At 58.0% G+C, this 25162-nt stretch carries 25 protein-coding genes and 7 tRNA genes; 23 read left to right on the forward strand and 9 right to left on the reverse strand.

What is annotated here, in order from left to right; genetic code table 11:
• Nucleotide 1 precedes the first annotated feature (1 nt).
• From C0398_06065 to C0398_06085, 5 genes are read right to left on the reverse strand one after another with little or no spacing between them, the layout of a single operon-like run.
• A complete protein-coding gene (locus C0398_06065; GenBank protein MBA4365558.1) occupies nt 2–2722 on the reverse strand; it encodes a hypothetical protein in 2721 nt (906 codons plus the stop codon).
• On the reverse strand, nt 2605–3948 hold the full coding sequence (locus C0398_06070; protein MBA4365559.1) for a thymidine phosphorylase: 1344 nt from the start codon (nt 3946–3948) through the stop codon (nt 2605–2607). The genes C0398_06065 and C0398_06070 overlap by 118 nt, the downstream gene beginning before the upstream one ends.
• Nucleotides 3945–4778 carry a purine-nucleoside phosphorylase gene (locus C0398_06075; protein MBA4365560.1) on the reverse strand — a complete coding sequence of 278 codons (834 nt, stop codon included), beginning with the start codon at nt 4776–4778 and terminating at the stop codon, nt 3945–3947. Before C0398_06075 ends, C0398_06070 begins: the two co-directional genes overlap by 4 nt.
• Nucleotides 4778–6541, reverse strand: a complete 1764-nt coding sequence (locus C0398_06080) for a hypothetical protein (protein ID MBA4365561.1) — start codon at nt 6539–6541, stop codon at nt 4778–4780. Before C0398_06080 ends, C0398_06075 begins: the two co-directional genes overlap by 1 nt.
• Entirely contained in the window at nt 6436–6939 is a 504-nt protein-coding gene (locus tag C0398_06085; GenBank protein ID MBA4365562.1) for a hypothetical protein, read from the reverse strand. Before C0398_06085 ends, C0398_06080 begins: the two co-directional genes overlap by 106 nt.
• Here C0398_06085 and rpmB point away from each other — a divergent pair.
• Both rpmB and mtnA read left to right on the forward strand, forming a co-directional pair.
• Nucleotides 6902–7087 (forward strand): 50S ribosomal protein L28, encoded by a 186-nt coding sequence (gene rpmB, locus C0398_06090; protein MBA4365563.1) that lies wholly within the window; start codon nt 6902–6904, stop codon nt 7085–7087. The two genes, C0398_06085 and rpmB, sit on opposite strands and share 38 nt — an antisense overlap.
• Before the next feature lie 16 nt (nt 7088–7103).
• Complete coding sequence (gene mtnA, locus C0398_06095; protein MBA4365564.1) at nt 7104–8132, forward strand: S-methyl-5-thioribose-1-phosphate isomerase; 1029 nt, start codon at nt 7104–7106, stop codon at nt 8130–8132.
• A gap of 107 nt (nt 8133–8239) precedes the next feature.
• On the opposite strand, the gene nth is transcribed toward mtnA, so the two are convergent.
• A complete protein-coding gene (nth, locus tag C0398_06100; protein MBA4365565.1) occupies nt 8240–8902 on the reverse strand; it encodes an endonuclease III in 663 nt (220 codons plus the stop codon).
• 191 nt (nt 8903–9093) lie between these two features.
• Between nth and C0398_06105 the strand changes: the two genes are divergently transcribed.
• From C0398_06105 to C0398_06140, 8 genes are all read left to right on the forward strand, one after another.
• Nucleotides 9094–9168 (forward strand) — tRNA-Val (locus tag C0398_06105).
• Between the two features lie 22 nt (nt 9169–9190).
• Nucleotides 9191–11116 (forward strand): threonine--tRNA ligase, encoded by a 1926-nt coding sequence (locus tag C0398_06110; protein ID MBA4365566.1) that lies wholly within the window; start codon nt 9191–9193, stop codon nt 11114–11116.
• 186 nt (nt 11117–11302) lie between these two features.
• Complete coding sequence (locus tag C0398_06115; protein MBA4365567.1) at nt 11303–11854, forward strand: translation initiation factor IF-3; 552 nt, start codon at nt 11303–11305, stop codon at nt 11852–11854.
• 21 nt (nt 11855–11875) lie between these two features.
• Entirely contained in the window at nt 11876–12079 is a 204-nt protein-coding gene (locus C0398_06120) for a 50S ribosomal protein L35 (protein MBA4365568.1), read from the forward strand.
• A 12-nt stretch (nt 12080–12091) separates the two neighbouring features.
• Nucleotides 12092–12451: a 50S ribosomal protein L20 gene (locus tag C0398_06125; protein MBA4365569.1), complete on the forward strand. Its 360-nt coding sequence runs from the start codon at nt 12092–12094 to the stop codon at nt 12449–12451.
• Nucleotides 12452–12713: 262 nt separating this feature from the next.
• The gene (dprA, locus tag C0398_06130; GenBank protein MBA4365570.1) at nt 12714–13574 is read left to right on the forward strand and encodes a DNA-protecting protein DprA; all 861 of its coding nucleotides are present in this window, start codon (nt 12714–12716) and stop codon (nt 13572–13574) included.
• A gap of 1 nt (nt 13575) precedes the next feature.
• Nucleotides 13576–14898, forward strand: coding sequence for a methylenetetrahydrofolate--tRNA-(uracil(54)-C(5))-methyltransferase (FADH(2)-oxidizing) TrmFO (locus tag C0398_06135; protein MBA4365571.1), 1323 nt, complete (start codon nt 13576–13578; stop codon nt 14896–14898).
• Entirely contained in the window at nt 14871–15893 is a 1023-nt protein-coding gene (locus tag C0398_06140) for a radical SAM protein (GenBank protein ID MBA4365572.1), read from the forward strand. The genes C0398_06135 and C0398_06140 overlap by 28 nt, the downstream gene beginning before the upstream one ends.
• Before the next feature lie 65 nt (nt 15894–15958).
• On the opposite strand, the gene C0398_06145 is transcribed toward C0398_06140, so the two are convergent.
• From C0398_06145 to C0398_06155, 3 genes are read right to left on the reverse strand one after another with little or no spacing between them, the layout of a single operon-like run.
• On the reverse strand, nt 15959–16528 hold the full coding sequence (locus tag C0398_06145; protein MBA4365573.1) for a gliding-motility protein MglA: 570 nt from the start codon (nt 16526–16528) through the stop codon (nt 15959–15961).
• A 21-nt stretch (nt 16529–16549) separates the two neighbouring features.
• The gene (locus C0398_06150; GenBank protein MBA4365574.1) at nt 16550–17029 is read right to left on the reverse strand and encodes an MglB protein; all 480 of its coding nucleotides are present in this window, start codon (nt 17027–17029) and stop codon (nt 16550–16552) included.
• A complete protein-coding gene (locus C0398_06155; protein ID MBA4365575.1) occupies nt 17030–17572 on the reverse strand; it encodes a hypothetical protein in 543 nt (180 codons plus the stop codon).
• A gap of 94 nt (nt 17573–17666) precedes the next feature.
• On the opposite strand from C0398_06155, the gene C0398_06160 reads away from it, so the two are divergent.
• The 13 genes from C0398_06160 to C0398_06220 all read left to right on the forward strand — a co-directional run bounded on the left by C0398_06160 (nt 17667) and on the right by C0398_06220 (nt 25061).
• Nucleotides 17667–19055: an aminopeptidase gene (locus C0398_06160; protein MBA4365576.1), complete on the forward strand. Its 1389-nt coding sequence runs from the start codon at nt 17667–17669 to the stop codon at nt 19053–19055.
• 158 nt (nt 19056–19213) lie between these two features.
• Nucleotides 19214–19675, forward strand: a complete 462-nt coding sequence (gene rpsF / locus C0398_06165) for a 30S ribosomal protein S6 (GenBank protein ID MBA4365577.1) — start codon at nt 19214–19216, stop codon at nt 19673–19675.
• 2 nt (nt 19676–19677) lie between these two features.
• Nucleotides 19678–20151: a single-stranded DNA-binding protein gene (locus C0398_06170; protein MBA4365578.1), complete on the forward strand. Its 474-nt coding sequence runs from the start codon at nt 19678–19680 to the stop codon at nt 20149–20151.
• Nucleotides 20152–20170: 19 nt separating this feature from the next.
• The gene (gene rpsR / locus C0398_06175) at nt 20171–20440 is read left to right on the forward strand and encodes a 30S ribosomal protein S18 (GenBank protein MBA4365579.1); all 270 of its coding nucleotides are present in this window, start codon (nt 20171–20173) and stop codon (nt 20438–20440) included.
• A 13-nt stretch (nt 20441–20453) separates the two neighbouring features.
• Nucleotides 20454–20909 carry a 50S ribosomal protein L9 gene (gene rplI, locus C0398_06180; GenBank protein MBA4365580.1) on the forward strand — a complete coding sequence of 152 codons (456 nt, stop codon included), beginning with the start codon at nt 20454–20456 and terminating at the stop codon, nt 20907–20909.
• Nucleotides 20910–20911: 2 nt separating this feature from the next.
• On the forward strand, nt 20912–22315 hold the full coding sequence (gene dnaB, locus C0398_06185; GenBank protein MBA4365581.1) for a replicative DNA helicase: 1404 nt from the start codon (nt 20912–20914) through the stop codon (nt 22313–22315).
• 66 nt (nt 22316–22381) lie between these two features.
• Nucleotides 22382–22457: transfer RNA gene (locus C0398_06190), tRNA-Lys, on the forward strand.
• Nucleotides 22458–22459: 2 nt separating this feature from the next.
• A tRNA-Glu gene (locus C0398_06195) sits at nt 22460–22534 on the forward strand.
• Nucleotides 22535–22539: 5 nt separating this feature from the next.
• Nucleotides 22540–22614 (forward strand) — tRNA-Val (locus C0398_06200).
• 104 nt (nt 22615–22718) lie between these two features.
• Nucleotides 22719–22796: transfer RNA gene (locus C0398_06205), tRNA-Asp, on the forward strand.
• Between the two features lie 2 nt (nt 22797–22798).
• Nucleotides 22799–22873: transfer RNA gene (locus tag C0398_06210), tRNA-Gly, on the forward strand.
• Between the two features lie 32 nt (nt 22874–22905).
• A tRNA-Thr gene (locus tag C0398_06215) sits at nt 22906–22981 on the forward strand.
• 73 nt (nt 22982–23054) lie between these two features.
• Complete coding sequence (locus tag C0398_06220) at nt 23055–25061, forward strand: sodium-translocating pyrophosphatase (GenBank protein ID MBA4365582.1); 2007 nt, start codon at nt 23055–23057, stop codon at nt 25059–25061.
• Nucleotides 25062–25162: the final 101 nt, after the last annotated feature.

Consider the following 25162-nt stretch of genomic DNA (forward strand, 5'->3'; position numbering starts at 1 on the left):
GTCAACCTTTTGACGCGCACAGATACGCCACAGCCTCCACCCTGGAGTTGATCATACCGTCCAGCTGGAGGCGTCGCACCTGGTCGAGAAGCAGTCCGACCTGTTGTCCCTCGTGAATGCCGAGGCTCATGACGTCCTCACCTGAGACCAGTGGTGGGCCGTCCATCCTTGCCAGGACTGTCATGAGGAGGTCGTGGGGACCGGTCGTCTCCGATCCGGCAAGACGGGCCTCCAGGATCAAGAGGATAGGCAGGGGAATACCCTCGAGCTTTGCGGCTACAGCACTCACCTTGCATGATCCTTGCTTGAGAAGGCGGCGCAGTGCCCGTTCCTTTCGCTGCCATGACCGAAACGCCGCCGCAAGCCGGTCGCTCAATCCGAAGTCTTTGAGGACCTCCTGCAATTCCCCAGAAGGAATGTTGCCCAGCCACACGAGAAGCGGCGCAACCCACGGAGGAGCGTCCAGGCCGTTCACGGCCGTGTGGCGGCCATCTTTGAGGGCGGATAGGAGTCGGAGTTTTGTGGCCCGCGGCGGAACCAGTGGAAGACCGATGAGTCCGCATCCGAGTAAGCAAAGCGCTGCGATGCATGCGACGCTGCTGCCCCCCGAGAGCAGCTCCTTGAACTCGCCTTGCGCACGTCTGTTACGGCGGACGTTCAGGAGCCCGAGCTCAAGGGCTTCGCTCGCCTTCTCACGGGTGCCGTCCTCAAGGATAAAGCCCAGACGTACTTGGGCTGCCACGGCACGCAGTATCCGCGCGGGGTCCTCGATGAAGCTGTCGGCATATGTCATCCGGATGATCCGGGCGTCGAGGTCCTTGAGCCCTCCGGTGGCGTCGACGATGGTGCCGAAATCGCTCTCTGAGAGGGACATGGCAAGAGCATTCACGGTGAAGTCTCTCCTCAGCAGGTCCTTCATCAATGATGCAGGGGCGACCGTGGGCAATGAGCCTGGAAAGTCGTAGTACTCGAGGCGGGCTCCTGCAAAATCGTACTCCCGCTCTCGGATACGAACCTTGTGTGTCATGAAGCGTCCATAGGAGATCACGTTGGTGTCGAAGGACGTGGCGACTGCCGCGGCAACGCCCGAGACGTCTTTCTCCGTGACGATGTCCCAATCGTTGGGAGGCCTGCCGAGGAGGACGTCGCGTACGGAGCCGCCGACCAGATACGCGCGGTTTCCCTCGGTATCCCCAATCTGACCGATTTTGGCCAGTGTCGCTGCCGTGTCGCTTCCGCCCAGGCGATCCAGATCGGAACGCGCGATGACCCGCACGCCCGGCGTACCGACGACACTCTGTGGATGTGCCGTACTGTTGAGGTAGCGCAAGACGTCCGATCTCGACACCACGCCCAGAAGGCGGTCCTGTTCCATGACCAGCAGGAGACCTGTGTTGTACGTACCGAACGCCTCTATGAGCTCTTCGACGGTCGCAGTGAGGGGGACAGCCGGAATGCGCGTATTCAGGAAGTAATGTACAGGCTTCTGCTGGAGCCGCATGAGGGAAGTCTTCTCGAGAGCTTTCTTGGCCACGACGCCGACAATTTGGCCATCACGTTCGACCGGCAGGACCGAGAACCCAAGATTGACCATGATCTGCAAGGCTTCTTCGGCGACCCGGTCCTGGGAGACTGTCGCAGGATGGGGGGTCATGATATCGCGCACGACCTGACGCCACTGAGTACGCCTCGCGGCTATAGCGGATATAATGTGCTCCTGTGCAGTCTCAGCAGATGTTCCGTCTCGCAGGATGGATGCTGCCGCATGGATCCGGCCTGCTCCACCCAGAGGGGCAAGCAGCTCTGCGACGTTGAGCAAGCGGTCGCTGCGCCCGAGAACGTAGAGCGCCTGGGGGGTCTGGTAGACGAGAAAGACCGCTTCTGCCTTGATGATCTGGGCCAGCCGGTGGACGATGACCGAGAGGTTGCCGACGTTCCGCTCTGCATGCACGATGGAAAATGCTATCTGTGCTCCAGCCACTGTCCTGACCTGTGCATTGCTCAGCGCGTTCTCGAGAGCCGTTTGCTGATCCGGGACCAGGTAGGTCGTGACGTAACGGGCGACCATGGATAGGCTTGCCCCGGCCTTGAGCAGATAGGCCGCCTGTTCGACGTCGAATGCTGTCGTCTCGGGAAACAGCAGGGAGCCCGTGTCCTCATAGATGCCAAGCGCAAGAAGTGTAGCCTCGTCCGGATTCACCGGAACCAGCTGCTCGCGGAGCGCGGCTGTCACAAGTGATGCGGTCGCTCCACACTTCCGGATATGTCCCTCGTCAATATGTGCCAGGCTCGCGGAGTTTGGTTCATGATGGTCATAGGCAACCAGCCTTATCCCGGGGATCGAGAGGACCTCTTTGTATTCGCCGAGACGCGATGCGACAATCGTATCGGCAATAATGACCGTTTCGATGTCTTCTTTCAGCAAGGTGGGCGCGGGCATGCGCACAAAGCGAAAACGCCCCTCGTAGAGCCGGAGGAACTCCTCAACGTTCGGCTCGAGGGACCCAGGCAACACTGGGACGGCCCCGGCATACAGCCGAGACAGCCCAGCCATTGAGGCTACACAATCAAAGTCCGCACCTGCATGGCCAAGAATGACCGTTTTCACGAATGCCCGTACGTCACCACACCGTCCGCACGGCTGATCTTTGCCACGACGGTCTGCCACCGAGGGACGGACGCTTGCCCGACGACAATTGCCCCCAGGATCTCCTGCTCGCACGTAGTTGCGTCGCCCTCCGTGCGTGCGTAAGCGGTCGCAATCTGGTGTCCGGCACTGACGGCATCGCCAGTCTTGACATCTAGTACCAGGCCGACGGCCAGATCGATGACGTCTTCCTTCGTTCGGCGTCCTGCACCAAGGCGCATGGCAGCCAGCCCAATGCCTTTCGCATCGATGCTCGTGACGAATCCACTGTGTGGAGCATAGACAGGCCGCCTGACTGCGGCCTGCGGCAGAACCTCGGGCCGGTCGATGAATGCAGGATCCCCTCCCTGCGCCTTCACGATATCCGCGAAGCGCTGCAACGCGTTCCCGCTGGCGATGGCGTTCATCGCCATTGTTCTGGCGTCTTCACGTCTCTGAACGATTCCACTTTGCATGAGGACCTCGTCGCAGAGCGTCAGTATAACATCGACCAATTTGGCCGGTCCGTGCCCCTTGAGAACCTGGACAGCCTCGACGATCTCGAGGGCATTGCCCACTGCGTTGCCCAGCGGCTCATTCATGTCCGTCACATAGGCCACGGTCGTCTTGCCATTGTCCTCTCCGATGCCAACCATGGTCTTCGCCAGTTCGATGGCCTCCGACTTGCCTGTCATGAACGCACCAGATCCCCACTTCACGTCGAGGACGATCACGTCCGTCCCGGAGGCAAGCTTCTTGCCCATGATGCTGGACGCGATAAGAGGCACAGAGTCCACTGTTGCCGTCACGTCACGGAGAGCGTACAGCTTTTTGTCGGCCACGGCTACATCGCCGGTCTGAGCCATGATGGCTCCACCAAAACGGTTGACGACCTCCGCGAACGCCTCAGGCGTCAGGTTGACGTCGAAACCCGGAATCGACTCAAGCTTGTCGATTGTCCCGCCAGAATGGCCGAGCCCCCTTCCCGACATTTTGGGCATCACGGCACCACAGCTTGCGGCAATGGCAATGAGGGGTATGGACACTGTGTCGGCGACGCCCCCCGATGAGTGCTTGTCGCATTTCACTCCACGCAGGGAAGAGAGGTCGATGACGTCTCCGCTTGTGCTGATGCAATGCGTCAGCCAGGCAGTCTCGTGAGGATTCATCCCCCTGAAATAGATGGCCATGAGCATTGCAGATGTCTGGTAATCGGGGATGGAGCCACTCACAAGGCCATCGATCCACCACGAGATCTCTTCTTCCAAGAGCTCGCCGCCGGACTTCTTCTTCTCGATAAGTTCTGCGAAGTTCCTGCTCAGCACTCGGTCTCCTCGATGACACCGGTCAGCAACTCTGCCAAGTGTTCATCGGCACGTCTCGCCGTGGCGAGTACCTGGTCATGACTCAGCTCGGTGACCGTATCGGTCGCAAGGTCGGTAATAACCGAGACGGCGCCAACGCGCATGCCTGCCTGGTTTGCCACAATCACCTCGGGAATCGTCGACATACCGACCGCGTCGGCTCCCAGAATGCGCAGCATGCGAATCTCTGCACGGGTCTCGAACTGTGGCCCGGACAGTGCAGCATAGACGCCGGACGCCATCGGCAGCGAACGACGTTTGCCTACCGACTTGAGCGCCTGGGTGACCGTGGGGTTATACGCAGTGTACATGTTCACGAATTTGGAGCCAAAGACTTCATCTGCGAGCCCTCGAAGCGGGCTGTCTGCGGTAAGCAGGTTGAGATGGTCTTCGATGACCATGAGGTCCCCCAGTCGCAGACGATCCGCAATGCCGCCCGCCGCATTCGTGAAGAGGGCGGTATGGACACCGAGAGCCTGGGCAACTCGGACGGGGATGGTCACCGTGGCAGCATCGTAGCCCTCGTAGTAGTGAAAGCGACCCGCAAAACACAACACTCTGTGCCCGCCGATGCTCCCCGCGACAAGCTCGCTGGCGTGTCCTTTGACCGTCGACACAGGGAACCCCGGAATCTCGACATAGGGAACGATCGTTCGCGCGTCCATCCGTTCCACGAAGCTCGACAGACCAGATCCGAGGACGACCGTAAACTCGTATGACTGTCCAATACGCCGTATCAGGCTCTCGACGGCGATAGTTACCTGCTGTCTCAGCTGAGCACTGTCCATTACTCGACCGACCCCACGACATCGTAGAAAGCCTGCCCTCCATAGTAGGACTGAATCTCAAGGTCAGGGAATTGCTGGGTCAACGTCGCAACGAGCGCTTCGAATGACGCTTCAGCAAAGTCGACGCCCCGGTACACTGATACCAGAGACTTGTCATCCCAGGCGATGGGGAACTCGCTGAGGTGCACCAGTGCTTCCTCGACCGACTGTCCAAGTCCCATAAGCTTGTCGTCCACGAGCAGCATGTAGTCGCCCTCGTGGACAAGCATGCCGGAAACCGTGGCATTCTTGGTCGCACGCGTGACCGCAAAGAAGTCTGTCGCATCGATAGCCTGGTTCGCGATTGCCATACAGTCGTCATCGGGATCACACGAAGCTAGCTGGACTAGCGCGCTAATAGCCTGAACCGGGTGGCGAGCGTTCAACACTAGCACGTCCTTGTCGATGAGGCCGGCGGCCTGTTGTGCGGCCATGATGATGTTCTTGTTGTTTGGGAAGACAATGAACGACTTGGCCTTGCACGCCTTGATGGGACCCAGGAAAGCCTCAGTCGGCGGATTCATCGTGTCGCCGCCGCCGACAATGATCTGCGCTCCAAGTTTGCGGAAGATCTCGTCAAATCCAGGTCCCGGAGAGACGACGACGTATGCACGCTGGACGCCTTCGTCAGCGCAGCCCTCCGTCGAAGCGAGTGGCTTCGATAGTGAACCTGCTCCGGACGCCGGGCCGCTGGCATACTCGTTTGCCTGGTATTGCATGTCCTCGATGCGCCCCTCCCGTATCGGGGCAAACTTCATGAGGTACTGGATGGTGTCATATGGCTCATTGGTGTGGACATGGATCTTGGTAAGGCCACCCGCCGAGGCCATGACAAGGCTGTCGCCACGTTCTGTCAGTTTTGCGCGGATTTCGGTTTCCGGCAGCGTGTCGGAAGCCACCAGGATCACCGTGTCATAGCGGTACGTCAGGTCCTGCGGGCCGACATGTTCCTCCGGCTCATCCTCCACCGTCAGTCTGCCGGAGGCGACTGACTCACCCCGGAGGCTCATCAACATACCTTCCAGGAGTGTCACAAGTCCCTCGGCCCCAGCATCCACCACATGGGCTTCTGCGAGTGCGGGGAGCTGCCCCGTCGTCTCCTTGACCGCTTGTCTTCCCGTCCTGATGACCTCGGCCAGGTAATCCGTGTAGTCTTCCTGGTACAGCCCCGCCGCACTCTCGGCCATGCGTCTGACGACGGTCAGGATCGTTCCTTCGACAGGCGTGACCACGGCCTTGTATGCTACCTCGGTCGCTTTGGCGAGCATCTGTGTGAAATCTGTCGTCGTCAGCACCGGCTTGCTGTCAGCTGCCGCTGCCATGCCGCGGATGATCTGTGACAGGATGACGCCTGAGTTTCCACGCGCCCCGATGAGGGACCCGGCGGACAACGTCGAGATGAACTCCTTCATGGACTTTGGCTGGCTCTTCTGGACTTCCTCAAGAGCAGTCCGGAGGGTGAGGGACATGTTCGTGCCAGTGTCTCCGTCGGGCACGGGAAAAACGTTCAGGCTGTTGATAAAGGCTTTGCGGGATTCGAGGCTGGCGAGAGCAGCCGTGAACAGCGCCTCAAGCTCACTGTAACCGATTTCTTTCAAGATATCCTCCGGGAGTGCTGCTATTCGTTTTCGTGTTCGACGCGAATGGACCAGACCACGACGTTCAGCTCGACTCTCTCCTGCGCAATCCCTGTCATGCTGCAGAAAACATAGCGAACCTGTGATGCAATGGTACGGGCGACTTCGGAAACGCGAACACCGTACTGGAGCCGAACATGAACGGTCGCCACGATTGTGCCGTCCTTCTTGATCTGAGCATCGACGCCCTTCGGTGTCGACGGAAGCGCAAGAGCGCGGGTGAAGCGTTCGGCGAATGTGACGGGAGCCAGTCCTGTCACGCCGTACACATTCAGGGTAGCCAGCCGGAGGATTTCCTCCATTGCGTTCCTGCTGAGAACGACGTTACCTTTCGTATTTGTCATATCCACTCTCCAGGCAAAATGTGGTATTCGATTATACCACCAAACTTGAATTCGTTGGCCTTTGACATAGAATTGATCTACTTTTTCATGGAGGTTCATCGAAATGAGCAGAGTATGTACTATTTGTGGCAAGGGTCCCATGGTAGGCAACACGGTCAGCCATTCCGTTCAGCGCGCTTCTCGTCGTTTCCTGCCAAATCTTCACACAGTACAGGTAGAGATGAACGGCAGGGTTCAGAGGATTCGCGTGTGTGGCAAGTGTCTCAAGAAAATGAAGGCCACAGCCTGATTCGACGGTTCAGCGCATGAGTGAAGAACTCCGGAGCCTGTTGTGGACAGGCTCTAGTTTGCGTGTACTCGACCAGCTCAGACTCCCTTTCGAAACTGAGTGGATCGAGTGCACGTCCTACAGGGACATCTATGCTGTCATCAAGAATATGAATACTCGCGGGGCTCCGGCAATCGGGGTCGCCGCCGCATATGGCATGGCTCTGGCTGCCCGGGAGGCGCTGACAGCTCCGCAGCCGGTGCAGTTTGTGCTCGACGCCGGTGCCTATCTCAAGAGTGCCCGACCCACCGCCGTGAACCTGGCCTGGGCTGTCGATCGGTCTCTCTCCGAGGGAGCGCCGAGTCTCGGCAAGGACCCACGGGCGGCGGCCGACGAGCTTGCTGCATTCGCGGGCAGACTTGCCCAGGATGACGAAGTCCAGAATCTCGCCTTGTCGAAGCATGGTGCCGAACTGTTCAAAGACGGAGACACTATCCTGACCATCTGTAATACCGGTGCTCTTGCGACCTATCGATACGGAACAGCGTTTGGTGCCATCAACGAAGCGTTCAGGCAAGGAAGGAAGATCCAGGTCATTGCCCTCGAGACGCGGCCGTATCTTCAGGGAGCACGATTGACAGCCCTGGAACTTGTGAACGCAGGTATCCCGTTCCATCTCATCACTGACGGAATGGCCGGCTTCATGATGTCGCATGGGATGGTCACTAAGGTCATCGTGGGCGCCGATCGCATCGCCTCGAACGGTGACTTCGCCAACAAGATTGGGACCTACCAGCTGGCCGTCCTGTCCAAATACCACGGGCTGCCGTTCTACACGGCGGCACCATTGAGCTCCTTCGATTTCTCCATTGCTTCGGGCGCCGAAATCCCCGTCGAACAGCGCGACGAGCAGGAGGTCCTGTCGTTCGGGGGCCACCGTGTTGCTGCAGAAGGAGCACATGCCTTCAACCCGTCGTTTGATGTGACACCCAACGAGCTGCTTTCGGGCATCGTCACTGAGCGTGGCGTTTTCAGACACCCCTTCGGCAACTGGGAGCGGCCCTGAACAAGACAGCCCTGGCACAATCAGGCCACGGACCCCGACAGGAGAAGGTGCCGGGACCGTGGCCTTTTGCATGCTGTCGGACGTGGCTGCTCCTGGCACGACCAACGTCAGCGTGGAGCCTTCGCCCCTGGCACCCCGTTCTTCGGACAAAGCCCGGTAATGGCGCAGGCGTCGCAATCTGGTCTGCGAGCATTGCAGGCAGATCGCCCGTGGGCGATGAGTGCGTCACAGAGTGAGTTCCAGTGGCTCTCCGCAACGACAGCCATGATGTCCTGTTCCACGTTCTCCGGAACAAGGCTCTCGCTGAGTCCGATGCGATAGGCTAGACGCTTCACATGGGTGTCGACAACAACAGCCTCCTTGCCGAATGCATGTGCAAGGACGACGTTGGCGGTCTTGCGTCCGACGCCAGGGAGTCCCGTGAGAACATCCATCTCAGGGGTCACCATGCCCCCCCATTTCTCACAGAGCTCGAGAGATTCGGCAATGATCGCCTTCGCCTTGTTGTGGAAGAAGCCGGTCGACTTGACGATCTCTTCAACAGCCTTAACTTCAGCGTGACCCAGGGCACATGGGCTGGGATAGGCAGCAAACAGGCGTGGGGTAACCTTGTTGACCATGACGTCTGTGCACTGGGCGCTGAGTATCGTTGCCGTAAGCAGCTGCCATGGGTCCGTGAACTCCAGAGCGGTTCCTCTGCCGGGATAGGTCTTCTCGAGTGTAGTCACCACCTGTCGAACGTGCTTCTGCGCTGTGAATGCCATTTCCATGTCTCCTTACTTGACGTTTGCATACGAGCAACAGTATACTCATATGTCACGGCAGCAAGATGGCTGCTCTGACCCGCTCGAACAAGGACCCAAGGGGTGAAGGCCTCCAGGGTTGTGATATGCGGGCAGCCCCGAGTCGTGGGCTTGCGGCCGAGCGTGTTCTGTGTATACTACAGCAAGTCCGGTTTTGTGGGCGATTAGTTCAGAGGTAGAACGCTTCGTTGACACCGAAGAGGTCAGAGGTCCGATTCCTCTATCGCCCACCATCTGCGTTTCCAGGGAGCGGACATGGATATCAGAATTGTTCTTGACGACGCATCGTCTCAATACTCCTTCAATGATGGCGAGTCCATTCTCATGGCTGTTCAGAAGCTCTTTCCCCAGCAGAAACGATCGATCGTTGCTGCCAGGATTGGCGGCTTGCTCGTGGACCTGACGACGATTCCATCCACGGCCGACGACATCGAGCTTGTGAGCACTGCCGGCAGCGACGGGCTGGAAATCCTTCGCCACAGTACGTCACACATCATGGCCGAGGCGATCAAGGAGCTCTACCCGGACGCTAAGCTTGCCATCGGACCGTCGATCGACACCGGTTTCTACTATGACATCGACATGTCGAAGACGCTGTCTCCTGATGATCTCGCTGCAATCGAACAGAAGATGCACGAGATCACCGAGCGTAGCGAGCATTTCACCCGTCAAGACAAGCCCATAGCTGAAGCCATCGAGTTCTTCAAGGAACGCGGCGACCAGTACAAGGTGGAGATCCTGTCGGAGATACCCGCGACGACCGTCTCGCTCTACACGCAGGGATCCTTCACGGACCTTTGCCGTGGACCGCATATCCCTTCCACCAGCTACCTCAAGCACTTCAAGCTTCTGTCGATCGCAGGTGCATATTGGCGGGGGGACGAGAAGAACAAGATGCTTCAGCGCATCTATGGCACGGCCTTCCCGTCGAAGGAAGAGCTAGTCGGCTTTGTCACGGCCCGGGAAGAAGCTGCCAAGCGCGACCATCGCAAGCTGGGGCAGCAGCTGGACCTCTTCAGCATTCAGGAACAGGCCGGCGCTGGACTGGTTTTCTGGCATCCCAAGGGAGCCGTTGTTCGCAAGGAGATCGAGGATTTCTGGCGTGCTGAGCACATCAAGCGTGGATATGAATTCGTCTACACGCCCCACATTGCAAATCTCGAGCTCTGGAAAACCTCTGGCCACTGGGGTTTCTACCAGCAGAACATGTACTCGCCGATCCAGGTCGATGAGGACCAGTACATGCTCAAGCCGATGAACTGCCCCTTCCATATTCTCATCTACAAGTCGCAAGTTCGCAGCTATCGTGATCTTCCGCTCCGGTGGGCTGAACTGGGCACCGTGTATCGCTATGAGAAGTCGGGCGTCCTTCATGGTCTTCTGCGGGTGCGTGGGTTCACCCAGGACGATGCTCACCTCTTCGTCCGTCCTGACCAGCTCAATGATGAGGTCAAGGGAGTGCTCGATTTCACCCGTCACATGATCGAGACGTTCGGGTTCACGAAGTACAACATCTATCTGAGCACCCGGCCGGAACATTCTGTTGGAACGGACGAAGGGTGGCAGATGGCGACTGAGGCTCTGCGGGTGGCTCTTGAGGAAATGCATCTCGGCTACAAGGTCGACCCAGGCGAAGGTGTCTTCTATGGGCCAAAGATCGACGTGAAGCTTGTGGATGCCATCGGTCGCGAGTGGCAGGGGCCGACGGTCCAGGTCGACTTCAATCTTCCTGAACGCTTCGACGTCACCTACATCGGCGAAGACGGCAAGGAACACCGCCCGATCATGCTGCACCGTGTTGTGCTGGGTTCCATGGAACGGTTCTTCGGGACTCTCATTGAGCAGTATGCTGGCGCCTTCCCTCTCTGGCTTGCCCCCGTGCAGGTCGAGGTGGTTCCCATCACGGACGTGCAGGAGGAGTATGCCAAGGCAATCACCGCCAGGCTGGTCGAGCGTGGTATCCGTGCCAAGGTGGATATCCGCCGGGAAAAGATGCAGGCGAAGATCCGCGATGCCGAGATGCAGAAGGTCCCATACATTGCCGTCATAGGCGCCAAAGAAGCAGCAGTGGACTCGGTGGCCGTGCGCATGCGCCACGAAGGCGACCTTGGTGTGGTGGCCGTCGACCAGTTCATCGAGCGTGTGCTCGAGGAGATCACGGGCAAGGTCATCTTCCCCTAGTTGCTTTGCACGGGAACGTTGCTATACTCATGGAGGCTCAGAAGAGTCGAGCCACTGTAAAACGAAGCCTGTAAGGCTTCTACCTCCCGCCTTAGGCAAAGAGGTTCTTGAGTTCGCCAGTGTGTTACTTCAACTATATGGCGGCCGTTTTACAGCGGCCGCCATTTTTCTTTTTGGAGGTGTGGAATCAATAGGGATTCAGATCTGATTTACAACGAGAGAGTGCGCTGGAAGGAAGTCCGCGTCATTGACGAGAACAACGGCCAGCTGGGCTTGTTGACGTCCGAAGCGGCTCTTGAGCTTGCGTACTCGAAGGGGCTCGACCTGATCGTCGTGGCGCCGAACGCCACTCCACCCGTTTGCAAGATCATGGACCTGGGAAAATACCAGTATGAGCAGATGAAGCGGCAGAAGGAAGCCAGGAAGAAACAGGTCACAGTCGAGATGAAAGAGATGAAATACCGACTGCGCATCGACGTTGGCGATCTGACCGTGAAGAATCAGCACCTCAAGGAGTTCCTGTCCGACGGAAACCGTGTTCGCGTGACGATCATGTTCCGCGGTCGTGAGATGGCTTTCCCGGATCAGGGGCGTGCGCTGCTCAAGAGGGTCGCCACTGATCTTGCCGAGTACGGCACGGTCACTCAGGAACCAAAGATGCAGGGCCGCAATATGTCAATGATGATGGAACCATCCAAAGAAGCGCTCGCCAAGATGAAAGGATCCGGAAAGGAGTAGGACATGGCTATCAAGAACAAAGTGACCAAGATCAGGACATGCAGGGGAGCCGCCAAGAGGTTCAGGATAACCGGTACCGGCAAGATACAGGCGTATGGCGCCAACCATGGCCACAAGCTTGGCAAGAAGTCCATGGGGAAGAAGAAACTGATGCTGAAGAAGCATGTTCTTCAGGGCGCAGATGCTCGCAACATGAAGAGACTTGTGCCGTATCTCAAGGGTTAATGGAGGCTCATAATGTCGAGAGTTAAAGGTGGAAGCTCGATCCGCAGAAGGCACAAGAAGATACTGAAGCTCAGCAAGGGCTATGTCGGCGCACGCTCTATCCGGTACAGGGCGGCACGAGAAGCTGTTCAGCAGGCTGAGCGTCATGCGTACTTCAACCGCAAGGAAAAGAAGCGCGAGTACAGAGCACTGTGGATTGTGCGTATCAATGCCCTGTGCCGTTCCAATGGCATCACCTACTCCCAGTTTGTGGGAAGCCTGAAGAAGGCCGGCGTGAAGCTTGACCGCAAGGTCCTGGCTGACATGGCCGTCCACGACAAGGAAACGTTTGTCACCCTCGTCGCTGAGGCGAAGAAGCAGCTGACTGCCTAGTCCTTTCATGATCTCACCATTTGGTCGAGCGGCTCTAGCTCTCGATCTCCTGCCTCTTGGCGTCTACAAGTGGGACCTCGCGGCCCTGCTCGAGTCGCCGGGAGAATTGGAGACCGCGTCACAAGAGAGGCTCGACCAACTGCTTTCTGCGTCGACTTCGACTCGTGGGAAGCATCTGTCGCTGTCTGAACGCGACAGTGCTCTGGAAAAAGCCGATAAAGAGGTTACTGAGCTGACCACGCTCGGAGCTTCTCTCGTGACGATGTTCGACGGGCCGGAGACCTATCCGGGTCGCCTTCTCGAATGCTACCGCCCCCCACTCTTCCTCCAGATTCTGGGTGATGCAACCGTTCTCCTCAGGGACTGCATTGCCATCGTGGGAAGCCGAAAACCGACGCCTGAAGGTATCAGAGCCGCCTCCGACCTCGCGGGACAGCTGGCGAGCGCGGGTCTCGTGGTCGTCAGCGGCCTCGCTTATGGCATTGACAAGGCAGCCCACGTCGGATGTCTGGACGCAGGCGGTCAGACGATTGCAGTCCTCGGATCCAGCGTCGACGAGATCTATCCCTCCATTCACGGTCCAATTGCGCGGACCATTGCAGGGAGCGGCGGGGGAGCCGTCATTTCTGAGTTCCATCTTCATACGCAGCCGACGGTCTATACATTTCCACAGCGCAATCGCGTCATTTCCGGTCTTTCGCTGGGTGTCCTCGTGGTGGAAGCTGCGAAGGAGAGCGGGTCTCTTCTTACGGCCAACTTCGCCCTCGAACAGAATCGTGAGGTCTTTGCGATTCCAGGGTCCATCTACGCTCCTCAGCATGTCGGAACGAACGCGTTGATCAAGTCTGGTGCCAAACTGGTACAGTCTGTACACGACGTTCTCGATGAATTCCCGGGGTTCAAGGCCGTTGCCACCGCCGAGGAAAGCCCGTCCGAGGCACTGTCGCTGCAGGAACAGTCGATCATCGGCTGCATACAGACAGGGTGTACCTCCGTTGATCTGCTCTGTGAACGCCTTGCCTGCGCTGCACCCCAGGTCCTCAGCGTCCTGACCACTCTTGAACTCCGAGGCCTCCTGGTGCGACGGGGACCGGACAGTTTCGCTATCGTCCAGCCGCGGTAGCATGGACATAGACATCCGCGTTGTCGGCGGTGGCTTGGCAGGCAGTGAGGCTGCACTGTCCCTGGCTCGACTCGGTCTATCGGTCGAGCTATGGGAAATGCGGCCATTGCACCAGACCGACATCCACGAAACCGACCGATTCGGAGAACTTGTCTGCAGCAATTCTCTTGGCTCTGACGCCTTGCGCGACGCGAGAGGCCTTCTCAAAGCCGAACTTCGGCTTCTCGGTTCCGCCATCGTGCGGTGCGCTGATGCGAGCCGTCTTCCAGCAGGCAAGGCCTTCGCCGTTGACAAGAACCAGTTCAGCACCCTGGTGACTCAGAGCATCCAGAGCAATCTACTCATTTCCATTCGCAGGGAGGAATATAGACGGCTCGACTCCTCGGTTCCAACCATCCTCGCAACGGGCCCTCTTACCAGTCCGGATTTTCTCAGCGAGCTCCGGGAGCGCCTTGGACGCGAGAATCTGTTCTTCTACGATGCCATCGCTCCGTCCATCTGGGCTCATTCCGTCGACCACAACTCTTCGTTCTTGAGTTCCCGAGGAGGAGATGCCGCCGACTATCTGAACTGTCCCCTCACGAGGGAGGAGTACTACGCATTTGTTCACGCGCTCCAATCTGCCAGACGGCACCTCTCCGAGACTCCTGATGAACAGAAGTACTTTGAGGGATGTCTGCCCGTCGAGGAAATTGCGCGGAGGGGCGACGACGCTCTCAGATTCGGTCCGATGCGCCCCATCGGCCTCCGGGAGAGACCCGAAAACTGTTTCGCGGTCGTTCAGCTTCGCAAGGAGAACCGCGAAGGAACCGTCCTCGGCCTTGTGGGATTCCAGACTTCTCTGGCCATCGCCGAGCAGCAGAAGGTGCTTGGCATGATACCGGCTCTCCGCAACGCTGAATTCGTGCGGTACGGCCTTATTCACAGGAACGCGTTTCTGCGTGGCCCTTCAGTGCTGTCTCAGGACCTCGAACTGAGAGCATTTCCACGCGTATGGGCAGCGGGACAGCTATGCGGCGTCGATGGATACATGGAGTCGACCGCACTGGGACTCGTTGCAGCACTGAACGCTGCCGCAACCCTTCGCGGCTTCCCGCGGCCCGTCTTTTCTGTCCAGACAATGACGGGCCTTCTGGTCGACTACGTTACGCAGGAAAGGGATGACTTCCAGCCCACGAACGCCAACTATGGGCTGCTCCCGCTCGAGCCCGGCCCCAAACAGAAGGCCGTGGACCGTAAAGCATTCGCTGTCGTGGCTCTGGAACACATCCGGCACGTTGCCGACGAGGTCGACGCATGGACCACAGACAAGACACTCCTCTAGATTCAGGCGCGGTTGCGGCTCCGGGGCAGGACACGGCAACAAGTCCGGAGGTGGTCGCTGAGCTGAACGGGGCATATCTCCGGTTGTCGGATGCGGAGTTCCGGGCCCGGATCCGGACGGCATATCGCCGCATGGCGGCCTGTGATCTTTGTCCCAGGCGGTGCGGGGCCCACCGGCTTGCTGGAGACGCTGGTACCTGCGGCGCGGCTCTCAAGGCCAACGTCTTCGTCTGGAATCTGCATCGTGGCGAGGAACCTCCCGTCAGCGGGACACGAGGATCAGGAGCGGTCTTCCTCAGCGGCTGCAACTTGAATTGCTGCTATTGCCAGAACTATCCACTGAGCCAACTGCACCATGGAACGCAGATGCCGGTTGGGCAGCTCGCAGCGGCGCTCGTCGAGCTCCAGACAAAGGGAGCTCACAATATCAACTTCGTCACACCCTCTCACCAGGTACCGCAGTTACTGGCTGCAGTATTTGCCGCGCGGCAGCAGGGGCTGCACATTCCCATCGTGTACAACACGAGCAGCTACGACGAGCTGTCGACGCTGGCTCTCCTGGATGGAATTGTGGACATCTACCTGGGCGACCTTCGATACACGGACGAAGACGTCGCCATGCAACTTTCGGGAGTCCCCGATTACGTTCAGGTCGCTGAACGTGCTCTCATCGAGATGCATCGCCAGGTTGGAGACATCAGCATAGACGAGCAGGGCAGATATGTTCCACGAGGACTCATCGTGCGTTACCTCATTCTTCCGCGCCATACCGGCATGGCTGGAGAGGTCTTTGGCTTCGTTTCCCGCCGGCTCTCACTTCAGACATACGTGAGTGTCATGACCCAGTACTTTCCTGCCTACAAAGCGTTCGACCGTGCACTGGGCATCTCGCGGAAACTCACTGATGCAGAGTGCGACCGGGTCATGCGAACCTGGTCCCGATCAGGGCTGGTCCATGGATGGGTGCAGGATATGGGCGACGACGGGGGAGCCTGAGCAAGCGAAGAGAAGGAAGAGCGCAAGCCCCGGCATCTCGGCATCACTTGTGCATGAGCGGCAGATCAGATCTTGCTGACAACCTCGCGAGTGATTCCCTTGAGACACTCCATGACAGACACTCCACTGCTGGCCATGCCAAGGTAGACAGCCTTCCCTTTGAGCTGCAGGTCATCGACAAGCTCACTGACCGGCATGATGGCCGGTGTGTCCCGTTTGTTCAGCTGATAGATGATGGGCGTATCCGGCAACTCGTAGTCTTCGAGATTCTTGAACATATCCGCAAGGTTCTTGATGTTGTCCTCTCGCCGGTCGCGATTCGAGTCTGCGACGAAGACGATGCCGTCGACAGATTTGAGCACGGACTTGCGCGTCAGCTTGTACAGTTCCTGGCCCGGTACGGTATAGAGGCTGAGGCGGATCTTGAAGCCCTTGATGGTTCCCAGTTCCACCGGCAGGAAGTCGAAGAAAAGCGTCCTCTCTGTCTCGGTCGCGATCGAGGTGAACTGACCCTTCACCTTTTCCGGGATCGTCCGGAAGATCCAGCTGAGGTTCGTCGTCTTGCCGCTCATTGCCGGGCCATAGTAGACGACCTTGAACGTGATCTCAGACTTGGAGAAGTCGATCAGAGACATGTGATGGCTCGGATCAATGCGCTAGAAGAGGTTGTCGATCTCATCCTGCAGTCCCTTCTTCAAGTCCTGGGAAGGCTCTTGACGTGGGCCTGCGGCCATCTTCTCGAAGACCGGCTTGATCGAACCCGAGATCTTCTTGGCCCAGAACCTGATGGCGCCGATGGGTGCCTTGTTGTCGAATATGACGGCAAGCAGGATCAGGGGGTCTACGAGCGAAATATGGATGTTGGTCTCTTTGCCCTGGTGAAACGTCAGGGTGAATTCATATTCTCCGAGGAGTTTCGCCAATTCATTCGTGGCCGAGAAGACACCGGCTGCCAAGGCGGATACAGCGACTGCCGACTCTCGCGTCACGGCACCACTCTTCGCAAGGAGCTCGCCGCTCTTGTTGAGGAGGATAATGTCCTTCGCCTGAGAATCGACGAGGTACTGTGAGAACAGGTCGTCGATGGTTTCGATATCTTCCTTCGTAATTACCAGTGAAGACAGTTGACCTTCCATCTATGCCTCCGATTTCGACAACGTAACCATCTTCTTGTCCGCAAGACCGTTCAGAGCTGTCCATGCGCGGAAAAACCCAAACTCAGCTTCCTTCAGAATCCTATCGGACGACTGCGGCTCGCCAGCCTTCTGCAGGAGGAGAAACTCATCGGCGGTCAGCGTAACGGCTGCGTCGGAGTCATTCTCGGTCAGGCTTACCTGCAGCTCCGACGGTTCCGTATGGATTCCTGCACGTGCGTATTCGTCAGCAAGTTCCGTTGCCTCTATGAGGAGGCTCGTGTTGCTCTGGGTGATCCTTCGAGGCGGCATGATGACGTTAGATACAAAATTGAACGTACCGTCATGTTCGAGAAAGGCATCGAAGAAGGCGGGTAGCCCGCTGCTGTATGGTGATTGCGCATGGATGACCTTGCCCTTCTGGAAGAAGATGGCAAAGCTGCCAAGATGCCCTTCTATGTCCAACTTTCCAGTTCTTTGAGCGTTGTCCAGGGTCTGAATAAGCTGGACAAGCGGAAAGCTCTGCAAGTCACCGCGCAATTCCATAGGACTCCTCCATTTCTCTAACTTAGCATGCTATTTGATTTCGGTCCAATTTCAAGGTATGCTGACCTTCTCACACACTCGGAGGTGAACAGCGATGAAGTCCAAAGACATCGGATTGAACAAGACGTCCGCCTGGAGCAGCATCGATCGCAAGGCGGCCGACAAGCTGGCTGCGGAGTATATGTCGCTTATCAAGGATGCCAAGACGGAACGCGAGTTCGTCGAGGCAGCGACGGCCATTGCCCAGGCCAGCGGCTACAGAACTGCCGACGCTCTCTCTGCAGAACCATTGCCCAAGGGTGGGAAACTGGTTTTTGTCAACCGGGGCAAGAATGCCCTGATCGTGAGGCTTGGCAAGCGTCCTCTTGGAGAGGGTGTCAACATTGTGGCTGCGCACGTCGACGCTCCGCGCATCGACGTCAAGCAGAACCCGCTGTTCGAAAGCACTGGGCTGAGCCTCTTCCAGACCCACTACTATGGTGGAATCAAGAAGTACCAGTGGGTAACGATCCCCCTTGCCTTGCACGGAGTGATCTATGACAAGGCAGGGAAGAAGCTTCAGTTGCGCATCGGTGAGGAAGATACTGATCCTGTGTTTAACATTTCCGATATCCTTCCGCATCTGGGGCAGGCTCAGGGAGAGAAGAAGCTGAGCGAAGGTGTTTCGGGCGAAGCGCTCGATGCCATCGTTGGCCACGTTCCCGCTGATAGCAAGGACGATAAGACGCCCATCCGTACGAATGTCCTGAAGATACTCGCCGAGCAGCTCAACGTCGAAGAGCGAGCCTTCGCGGCTTCCGAACTGGAGCTCGTGCCGGCGATGAAGCCGCGGGAAGTCGGTTTTGACCGGGGACTCATCCTCGCCTACGGACATGACGACAGGATCTGCGGGTACACGGCCTTGCGCGGCCTGATGGACCAGAAGAAGGAGCCTGAGCGCACACAGGTCGTGTTCCTCGCTGACAAGGAAGAGATTGGCAGTGACGGCGACACCGGTATGCAGAGCGAGTTCCTTGAGCTGGTCATTGAGCGGCTCATCCTGGAAACCGGAGAGAAGACCACGGCCAGACAGGTCTTCTGGAGCTCCATGGCCCTCAGCGCCGACGTCGATGCCGGTATGGACCCCAACTACCTGGATGTGTTCGAACCGACGAACGCTGCCACAATTGGCAACGGCATTGTGATTACGAAGTTTACCGGCTCTCGGGGCAAGTCCTCAGCCCATGACGCTTCGGCCGAGACTCTTCACAAAGTGCTCGGATTGCTGGACGAGGCCAACGTCCCATGGCAGGTGGCTGAGATGGGCAAGGTAGACGTCGGCGGAGGTGGCACAGTAGCCAAGTTCCTGTCGAAGCGTGGTATCGAAACGCTCGACGCCGGCCCTGCGCTTCTGTCGATGCATGCCCCACAGGAACTGGCCAGCAAGGCGGATCTGTATGCCTGCTATCTCGCTTACAAGACGTTCCTGGAGAAGGCCCGCTAGCTCGTCGCATATCAGAGTGATGCAGCCGGATGCTCCCGTGAAGGGTCCTTCCGGTTGCATCGCTGCAGCTCCTGCATATACTATTGTCGCTCTCTGCCGTCGTGAAGACGGCCGAAATCTAAGTCCAAAGGGAGGAACTGTTGAGAGAGTTTGAATTGATGTTTATTGTGGACGGGACAATGCCGGAGGAAGAAGCTACGGCTGTCGCCACTACCGTTCAGTCCTTCATCTCATCGAAGGGCACGATTCTGAAGGCAGACCCATGGGGCCGTCGTCGCATGGCGTATCCGATCAACAAGAAACAGGATGGCTACTACTGGGTGATCGCATTTGAGTGCGAACCTGGCGAGGTTGATGCTCTCAAGCAGCAGCTGAGAGTGAACGAAAACATCGTCCGGTGGATGGTTACGCGACCCGAGCACAAGAAGACTGTCGTTCCAGTTGAGACAGTTGTGCCTCAGGAAGCTACCCCTGAACCTGAACCCGTTCCAGTAGCTGCGCCGGTACCTGAACCCGTTCCAGTAGCTGCGCCGGTACCTGAACCTGCTCCTGCCTCTGCACCTGAACCTGCTCCTGCTCCTGCCTCTGCACCTGAACCTGCTCCTGCACCTGAGGCGTAGGGATGAACGACCTCAACCAGGTTGTCCTCACAGGCAGGATTACCAGGGATCCGGACATCCGGTACACGCCGTCGGGCAAGAAGACGGCTCGTGTTTCAATTGTTGTGAACCGGAGCTGGAACGCGTCCAAAGACCCGTCTGTCCGTGACTGGAAGGAAGAAGCCTTCTTCGTTGACGTCAACGCATGGACCTTCGTCGCCGACAAGATCGAGAAGTCAGCTGAGAAGGGCCTGCGCGTTCTCGTGACAGGACGCCTGTCCATTAGAGACTACACCGCCAACGATGGAACCAAGAAGCGTGCCACCGAGATCGTGGCCACGACATTCGAGGTCATCGGTGTTCCGCAGAACCGTCAGAGTACTGGTGAGCCCGGTGAAGCCCCCGGCGAAGATGATCTTCTCAAGGACTTTGAAGTCCCCGAGGGATCGCTGCAGCAGGGCTCCGGCTCTGAAGACCACGACGTGCCATTCAACTGAGATGAAGGAGTAGACTATCATGCCAAATGCACCATTCAAGAAACCGAGCAAGACCGGCAAGAAGAAGTCGTTTTTCTTTCGCGCGCGTAAGAAGTTCTGCCCATTCTGTGCAGACAAGACTGATGATATCGACTACAAGGATGCTTCACGGCTGCGCCGTTTTGTGAGCGACAAGGGCAAGATCCTTCCTCGCCGGGCGACAGGCGTGTGTGCCAAGCACCAGCGTGCCCTTGCGGGCGCCGTCAAGAGAGCTCGCGTCATGGCTCTCCTGCCATTCGTGAATCGTTAGGTCAACACCAACTATGGACAGGAAGGTAATTCTGCTCGCCGACGTCAAGGGCGTTGGCCACAAGAATGACGTGGTCAGCGTTTCTGTGGGCTATGCTGCCAATTACCTCCTTCCCCAGCGTCTGGCCGTCGACGCAACACCCGAGAGAGTTGCCACCCTCAGCAAACACAAGATGGCAGTGTCTCAGGAAAAGGATGTTGTGCTTGCGCGGGCCCAGGACTTGGCGGCGAAACTCACAGGTCAGTCGGTTACCGTTCGCGCCAAAGCGACGCCGCAGGGAAGACTGTATGGCGCCATCACTCCGGATGAAATCGCCGCGGCCATTGGCAGTCAACTCGGTGTCGCCGTGGAGAAGAGAACCGTGAGCACCGATGAACCCATTAAAGCACTTGGCGTGTATGCGATTGCCCTGAAGTTGAGTCCCCAGGTCACTGCCCTCGTCTCCGTCACCGTCACGGAAGCTGTCTGAGGATGCCTGACCGAAGCGATGCCCAGATAAACGAAGCCCGCCCACGAGCTGGGCAGAACGAAACGGGTTCGAATCCGGGGAACGTTGTCCCGCCGTATGATATGGGAGCCGAGCAGTCGCTGCTCGGTTCCTTCATCGTCTCAAATCTCACCGTCGACGAGGTCATGGACTATCTCAAGCCTGACGACTTCTACTTCGATGAGCATGTTGCCATCTGTGACTCCATCTTTCGCCTCCGGGCGTCCAACAGGCCTGTCGACGTGGTCGTTCTGAGCAACGACATCAAGAGTCATGGCAACCTCGATCGCGTCGGCGGTGTGGCGTACCTCGTCAAGCTGACGGAGCTTGTCCCGACAACCCAGAACGTCAAGTACTACGCCGAGATCATCAAGGAGTCGTCGGTCAAGCGCAGTATCATCCGTGCGGGGCGAGACATCTACGAGCTGGGGTTTTCTCCCTCCGTCACGGCCATGGAGCTCATCGACAGGACAGAGAAGTTCATCTACGAGGCGTCTCAGGGTATGGTACGCGGTGATTTCATGCCGCTGGAACGCATCCTCCCGAAGACGTTGCAGTTGCTGGAGGAGCGGTATGATCACAGGGGTTCCATTCGTGGGATTGCCACTGGTATCAAGAATCTGGATCTTCAGATTGGCGGATTCCAGCCCCAGGAACTGGTCGTCCTCGCCGCGCGGCCAAGCATTGGAAAGACCTCGCTTGCATTGAACATTGCAGCGTACAACGCGGTCCGCCTGAAGAAGCCCGTGGGCATCTTCAGTCTGGAGATGTCCAGAGAGCAGCTGGCCGAACGCATCATATCGTCAGAAGCGATGATCGAGGCGGACAAGCTTCGGTCAGGCTATCTGTCGCAGGAGGACTGGCAAGCGCTGACACAGGTCAGCAACAGGCTATCGGAGGCACCCCTGTACATCGACGACGCAGCGGGGCTGACGGCTCTCGAGATACGGGCGAAGGCAAAGCGTCTAGCGATCACAGCGAAGGTAGAGCTCCTCATTGTTGACTACCTCCAGCTTGCTGCCTCTGGCGAGAAGGTCGAGAGCCGCGTCCTTGAAGTGGCGCAGATCACCCGTATGCTCAAGAACCTGGCCCGCGAACTCAATGTGCCGATCCTGGTCGTTTCTCAGCTTTCACGGGACATCGAGAAGAGAGACCGCAAGAAGCCTCAGTTGTCCGACCTTCGTGAGAGTGGAGCGATCGAGCAGGACGCCGACATTGTCATCTTCCTGTACACCGACGAAGCGATAGACACTTCCGAGATGAACACCCGGACGCCCACCAACGCTCTGGTCGCGAAGCACCGCAATGGCAAGCAGGGCAATGTGAAGCTGATGTTCGACAAGAGATACACCCGATTCGAGTCTCTCGACACGACTGCAGAGGACTGAGCACAGCTGCTCGACCGTCCCAACTATTGACGAGGAGCCGGTTCTCAGTAGAATAGACTCGTGCGCGGGCCGTTAGCTCAGCTGGCAGAGCATCTGCCTTTTAAGCAGAGGGTCACAGGTCCGAGTCCTGTACGGCTCACCAAAGCCCTCGTAGTCTAATGGTCAGGACACGGCCCTTTCAAGGCTGCGATAGGAGTCCGATTCTCCTCGAGGGCACCAGGTATGGGCGGATGGCTCAGCGGTAGAGCACCTCCCTCACACGGAGGGGGTCGCAGGTTCGAACCCTGTTCCGCCCACCACGTTTCTTGTATCGCATGTGGTGACAGCTTTGCGCGCCCAGTGAGACTGAGACACCGGATGCTCACTTGACTTTTTGCAGAACAATCTATACTAAGTGTGGTACGGGGTCGTGGTGTAGCTGGTCCAACACGCTGGCCTGTCACGCCGGAGACCACGGGTTCAAATCCCGTCGATCCCGCCAGAGCGGGAGTAGCTCAGGGGTAGAGCTCTGCCTTGCCAAGGCAGTTGTCGCGGGTCCGAATCCCGTCTTCCGCTCCATTTTTTTGTTCTGGCCAGTTGGCTATTTGTGTGCCGGCGTAGCTCAGTTGGTAGAGCAGCTGATCCGTAATCAGCAGGTCGTCTGTTCAAATCAGATCGCCGGCTCCAGTGTTTCTTGTTCCGCCTTCGCGATACCCAGTACAGGAGGGGCCTTGTAGTGAGTATTCCATCGCAAGCAGCCATTGCCTATCCTCTCGTTCTCGTTCCACTCCTCTCAGTCATCGGGCTCCTGTTCGTAGCACTTCTGGCGAGATCCATTGCCCGCCATCCGCTCGACAACGAGGCAATCCTCCAGATCACTCTTACCATCCATCGTGGTGCGACCACGTTCCTGGCGCGTGAATATGCCGTGCTGTTTCCCATCCTGGCGATCGTGGGCATTCTTCTCGCACTTGGCGACGGGCTTGTGGCAGGACTCTCCTTCATTGCCGGAGCGGGATTCTCGGTACTGGCCGGTTATGTGGGAATGCAGATTGCCACTATGGCCAATGGTCGCACTACCCTCGAGGCACGACGTTCCCTGGGGGCAGCTCTCAATATGGCTTTCTCTGGCGGGTCCGTCATGGGGATCCTTGTGAGCAGTCTTGGCGTTGCAGGGTCGTTCCTGTCGATGTTTGGCACACTGGCTATCCTTCACAGTCCCGAGAAGGCTCTTGTCGCTGCAACCGGATACTCCATGGGGGCGTCTCTTGTCGCACTGTTTGCACGCGTCGGGGGAGGCATCTACACCAAGGCGGCGGACGTAGGAGCAGACCTTGTCGGCAAGGTCGAGGCCGGCATCCCTGAAGACGATCCCCGCAATCCCGCCTCGATAGCGGACAACGTCGGCGACAACGTCGGCGATGTGGCAGGCATGGGCGCCGATCTCTACGAATCGTACATAGGGGCCATCCTGGCCGCCAACATCCTGGGCTACTGGTTCGCCCGTCAGCATGAGATGGCCGATGTTCTCCTGCCGGTGCGCTATGTTTACTACGTCGTTGCAGCAGGCCTGGCGTTCTCCCTGATAGCCGTACTGGTGGTGAAGCTCCTGTCCAGAAGTGACCGGTTCTCGCCCGAGTCCCTGCTGCGCTACGGGTCTATTGGAGCTTCTGTTGCACTCGTGATTTCGTCGATTCCTCTTTCTCTCGGAGTATTCGGGGATATGAAGGCAGGGAGCGCTGTCACCGTTGGTGTTATTTCCGGGGTCCTCGTCGGCCTGGCTTCAGAGTATTTCACATCATCACGACCCGTCGCGCAGATTGCGCTTGCGTCCAAGAGCGGCGCAGCGACCAACATCCTGAGCGGAATGTCTGCCGGCATGCGCAGTGTCGTGATTCCCGTTGTCGTGATTTCGGCAGCCCTGCTTGCAGCCTATGCCGGCCTCGGGATGTACGGCATTGCGCTGGCGGGGGTGGGGATGCTGGGAACCCTTGGCATATCCCTGTCCGTCGATGCCTATGGTCCGATCGCTGACAACGCGGGTGGCATTGCGGAACTGACGGGACAGCTACCTGTTGTCCGAGAGCGCACGGATCAGCTCGACTCGCTCGGCAACACGACGGCGGCAATGGGGAAGGGTTTTGCGGTCGGCTCCGCCGCCCTTACGTCGCTGGCACTGTTCAGCAGTTTCGCACAAGCTGTCAACTTGTCGGTGCTCAACATTCTTGATCCACGCGTGGTTGCAGGCATGTTTCTGGGCTCGGTTCTGCCATTCTGGTTCTCAGCGCTTCTTATCGAGGCTGTTGGCTCGACCGCAATGCTTATGGTTGCCGAAGTGCGCAGGCAGTTCCGCGAGATCCCCGGTCTTCTGCAGGGTCTCGCTCCGTCGGACCCAAATGCGTGCATAGCCATCAGCACGCAAGGCGCTCTCAAGTACATGGTGCCGCCGGCTCTCCTTGGTATCGCGGCTCCCTTTGTCACGTACTTTCTGCTGGGCAAGGAAGCCGTCGGTGGTCTTCTTCTCGGCGCCACGGTGACCGGCACACTGCTCGGGCTCTATATGGCAAATGCCGGTGGAGCATGGGACAATGCGAAGAAGCTTATCGAGCGATCGCTTGGCGGAAAGGGCAGCCTTGAGCACCAGGCAAGCGTCGTCGGGGATACGGTTGGCGACCCGCTGAAGGACACTGCAGGACCTTCACTGAACATCCTCATCAAACTCATATCGGTGATTTCGCTCAGCTTCCTTCCCCTCTTCATGAAGTAGGCCGGACCAGTCTAGGGACCGACGCATTCCTTCAGTGTTTGCGTCTTGCGCAGTCAGTCCAAATGCGTACTCTTTGAGTACACAGATGAATGGATCTGAAC

Origin of the sequence: Coprothermobacter sp. (assembly GCA_013824685.1) — a bacterium.
Classification (GTDB): Bacteria; Caldisericota; Caldisericia; order Cryosericales; family Cryosericaceae; genus Cryosericum.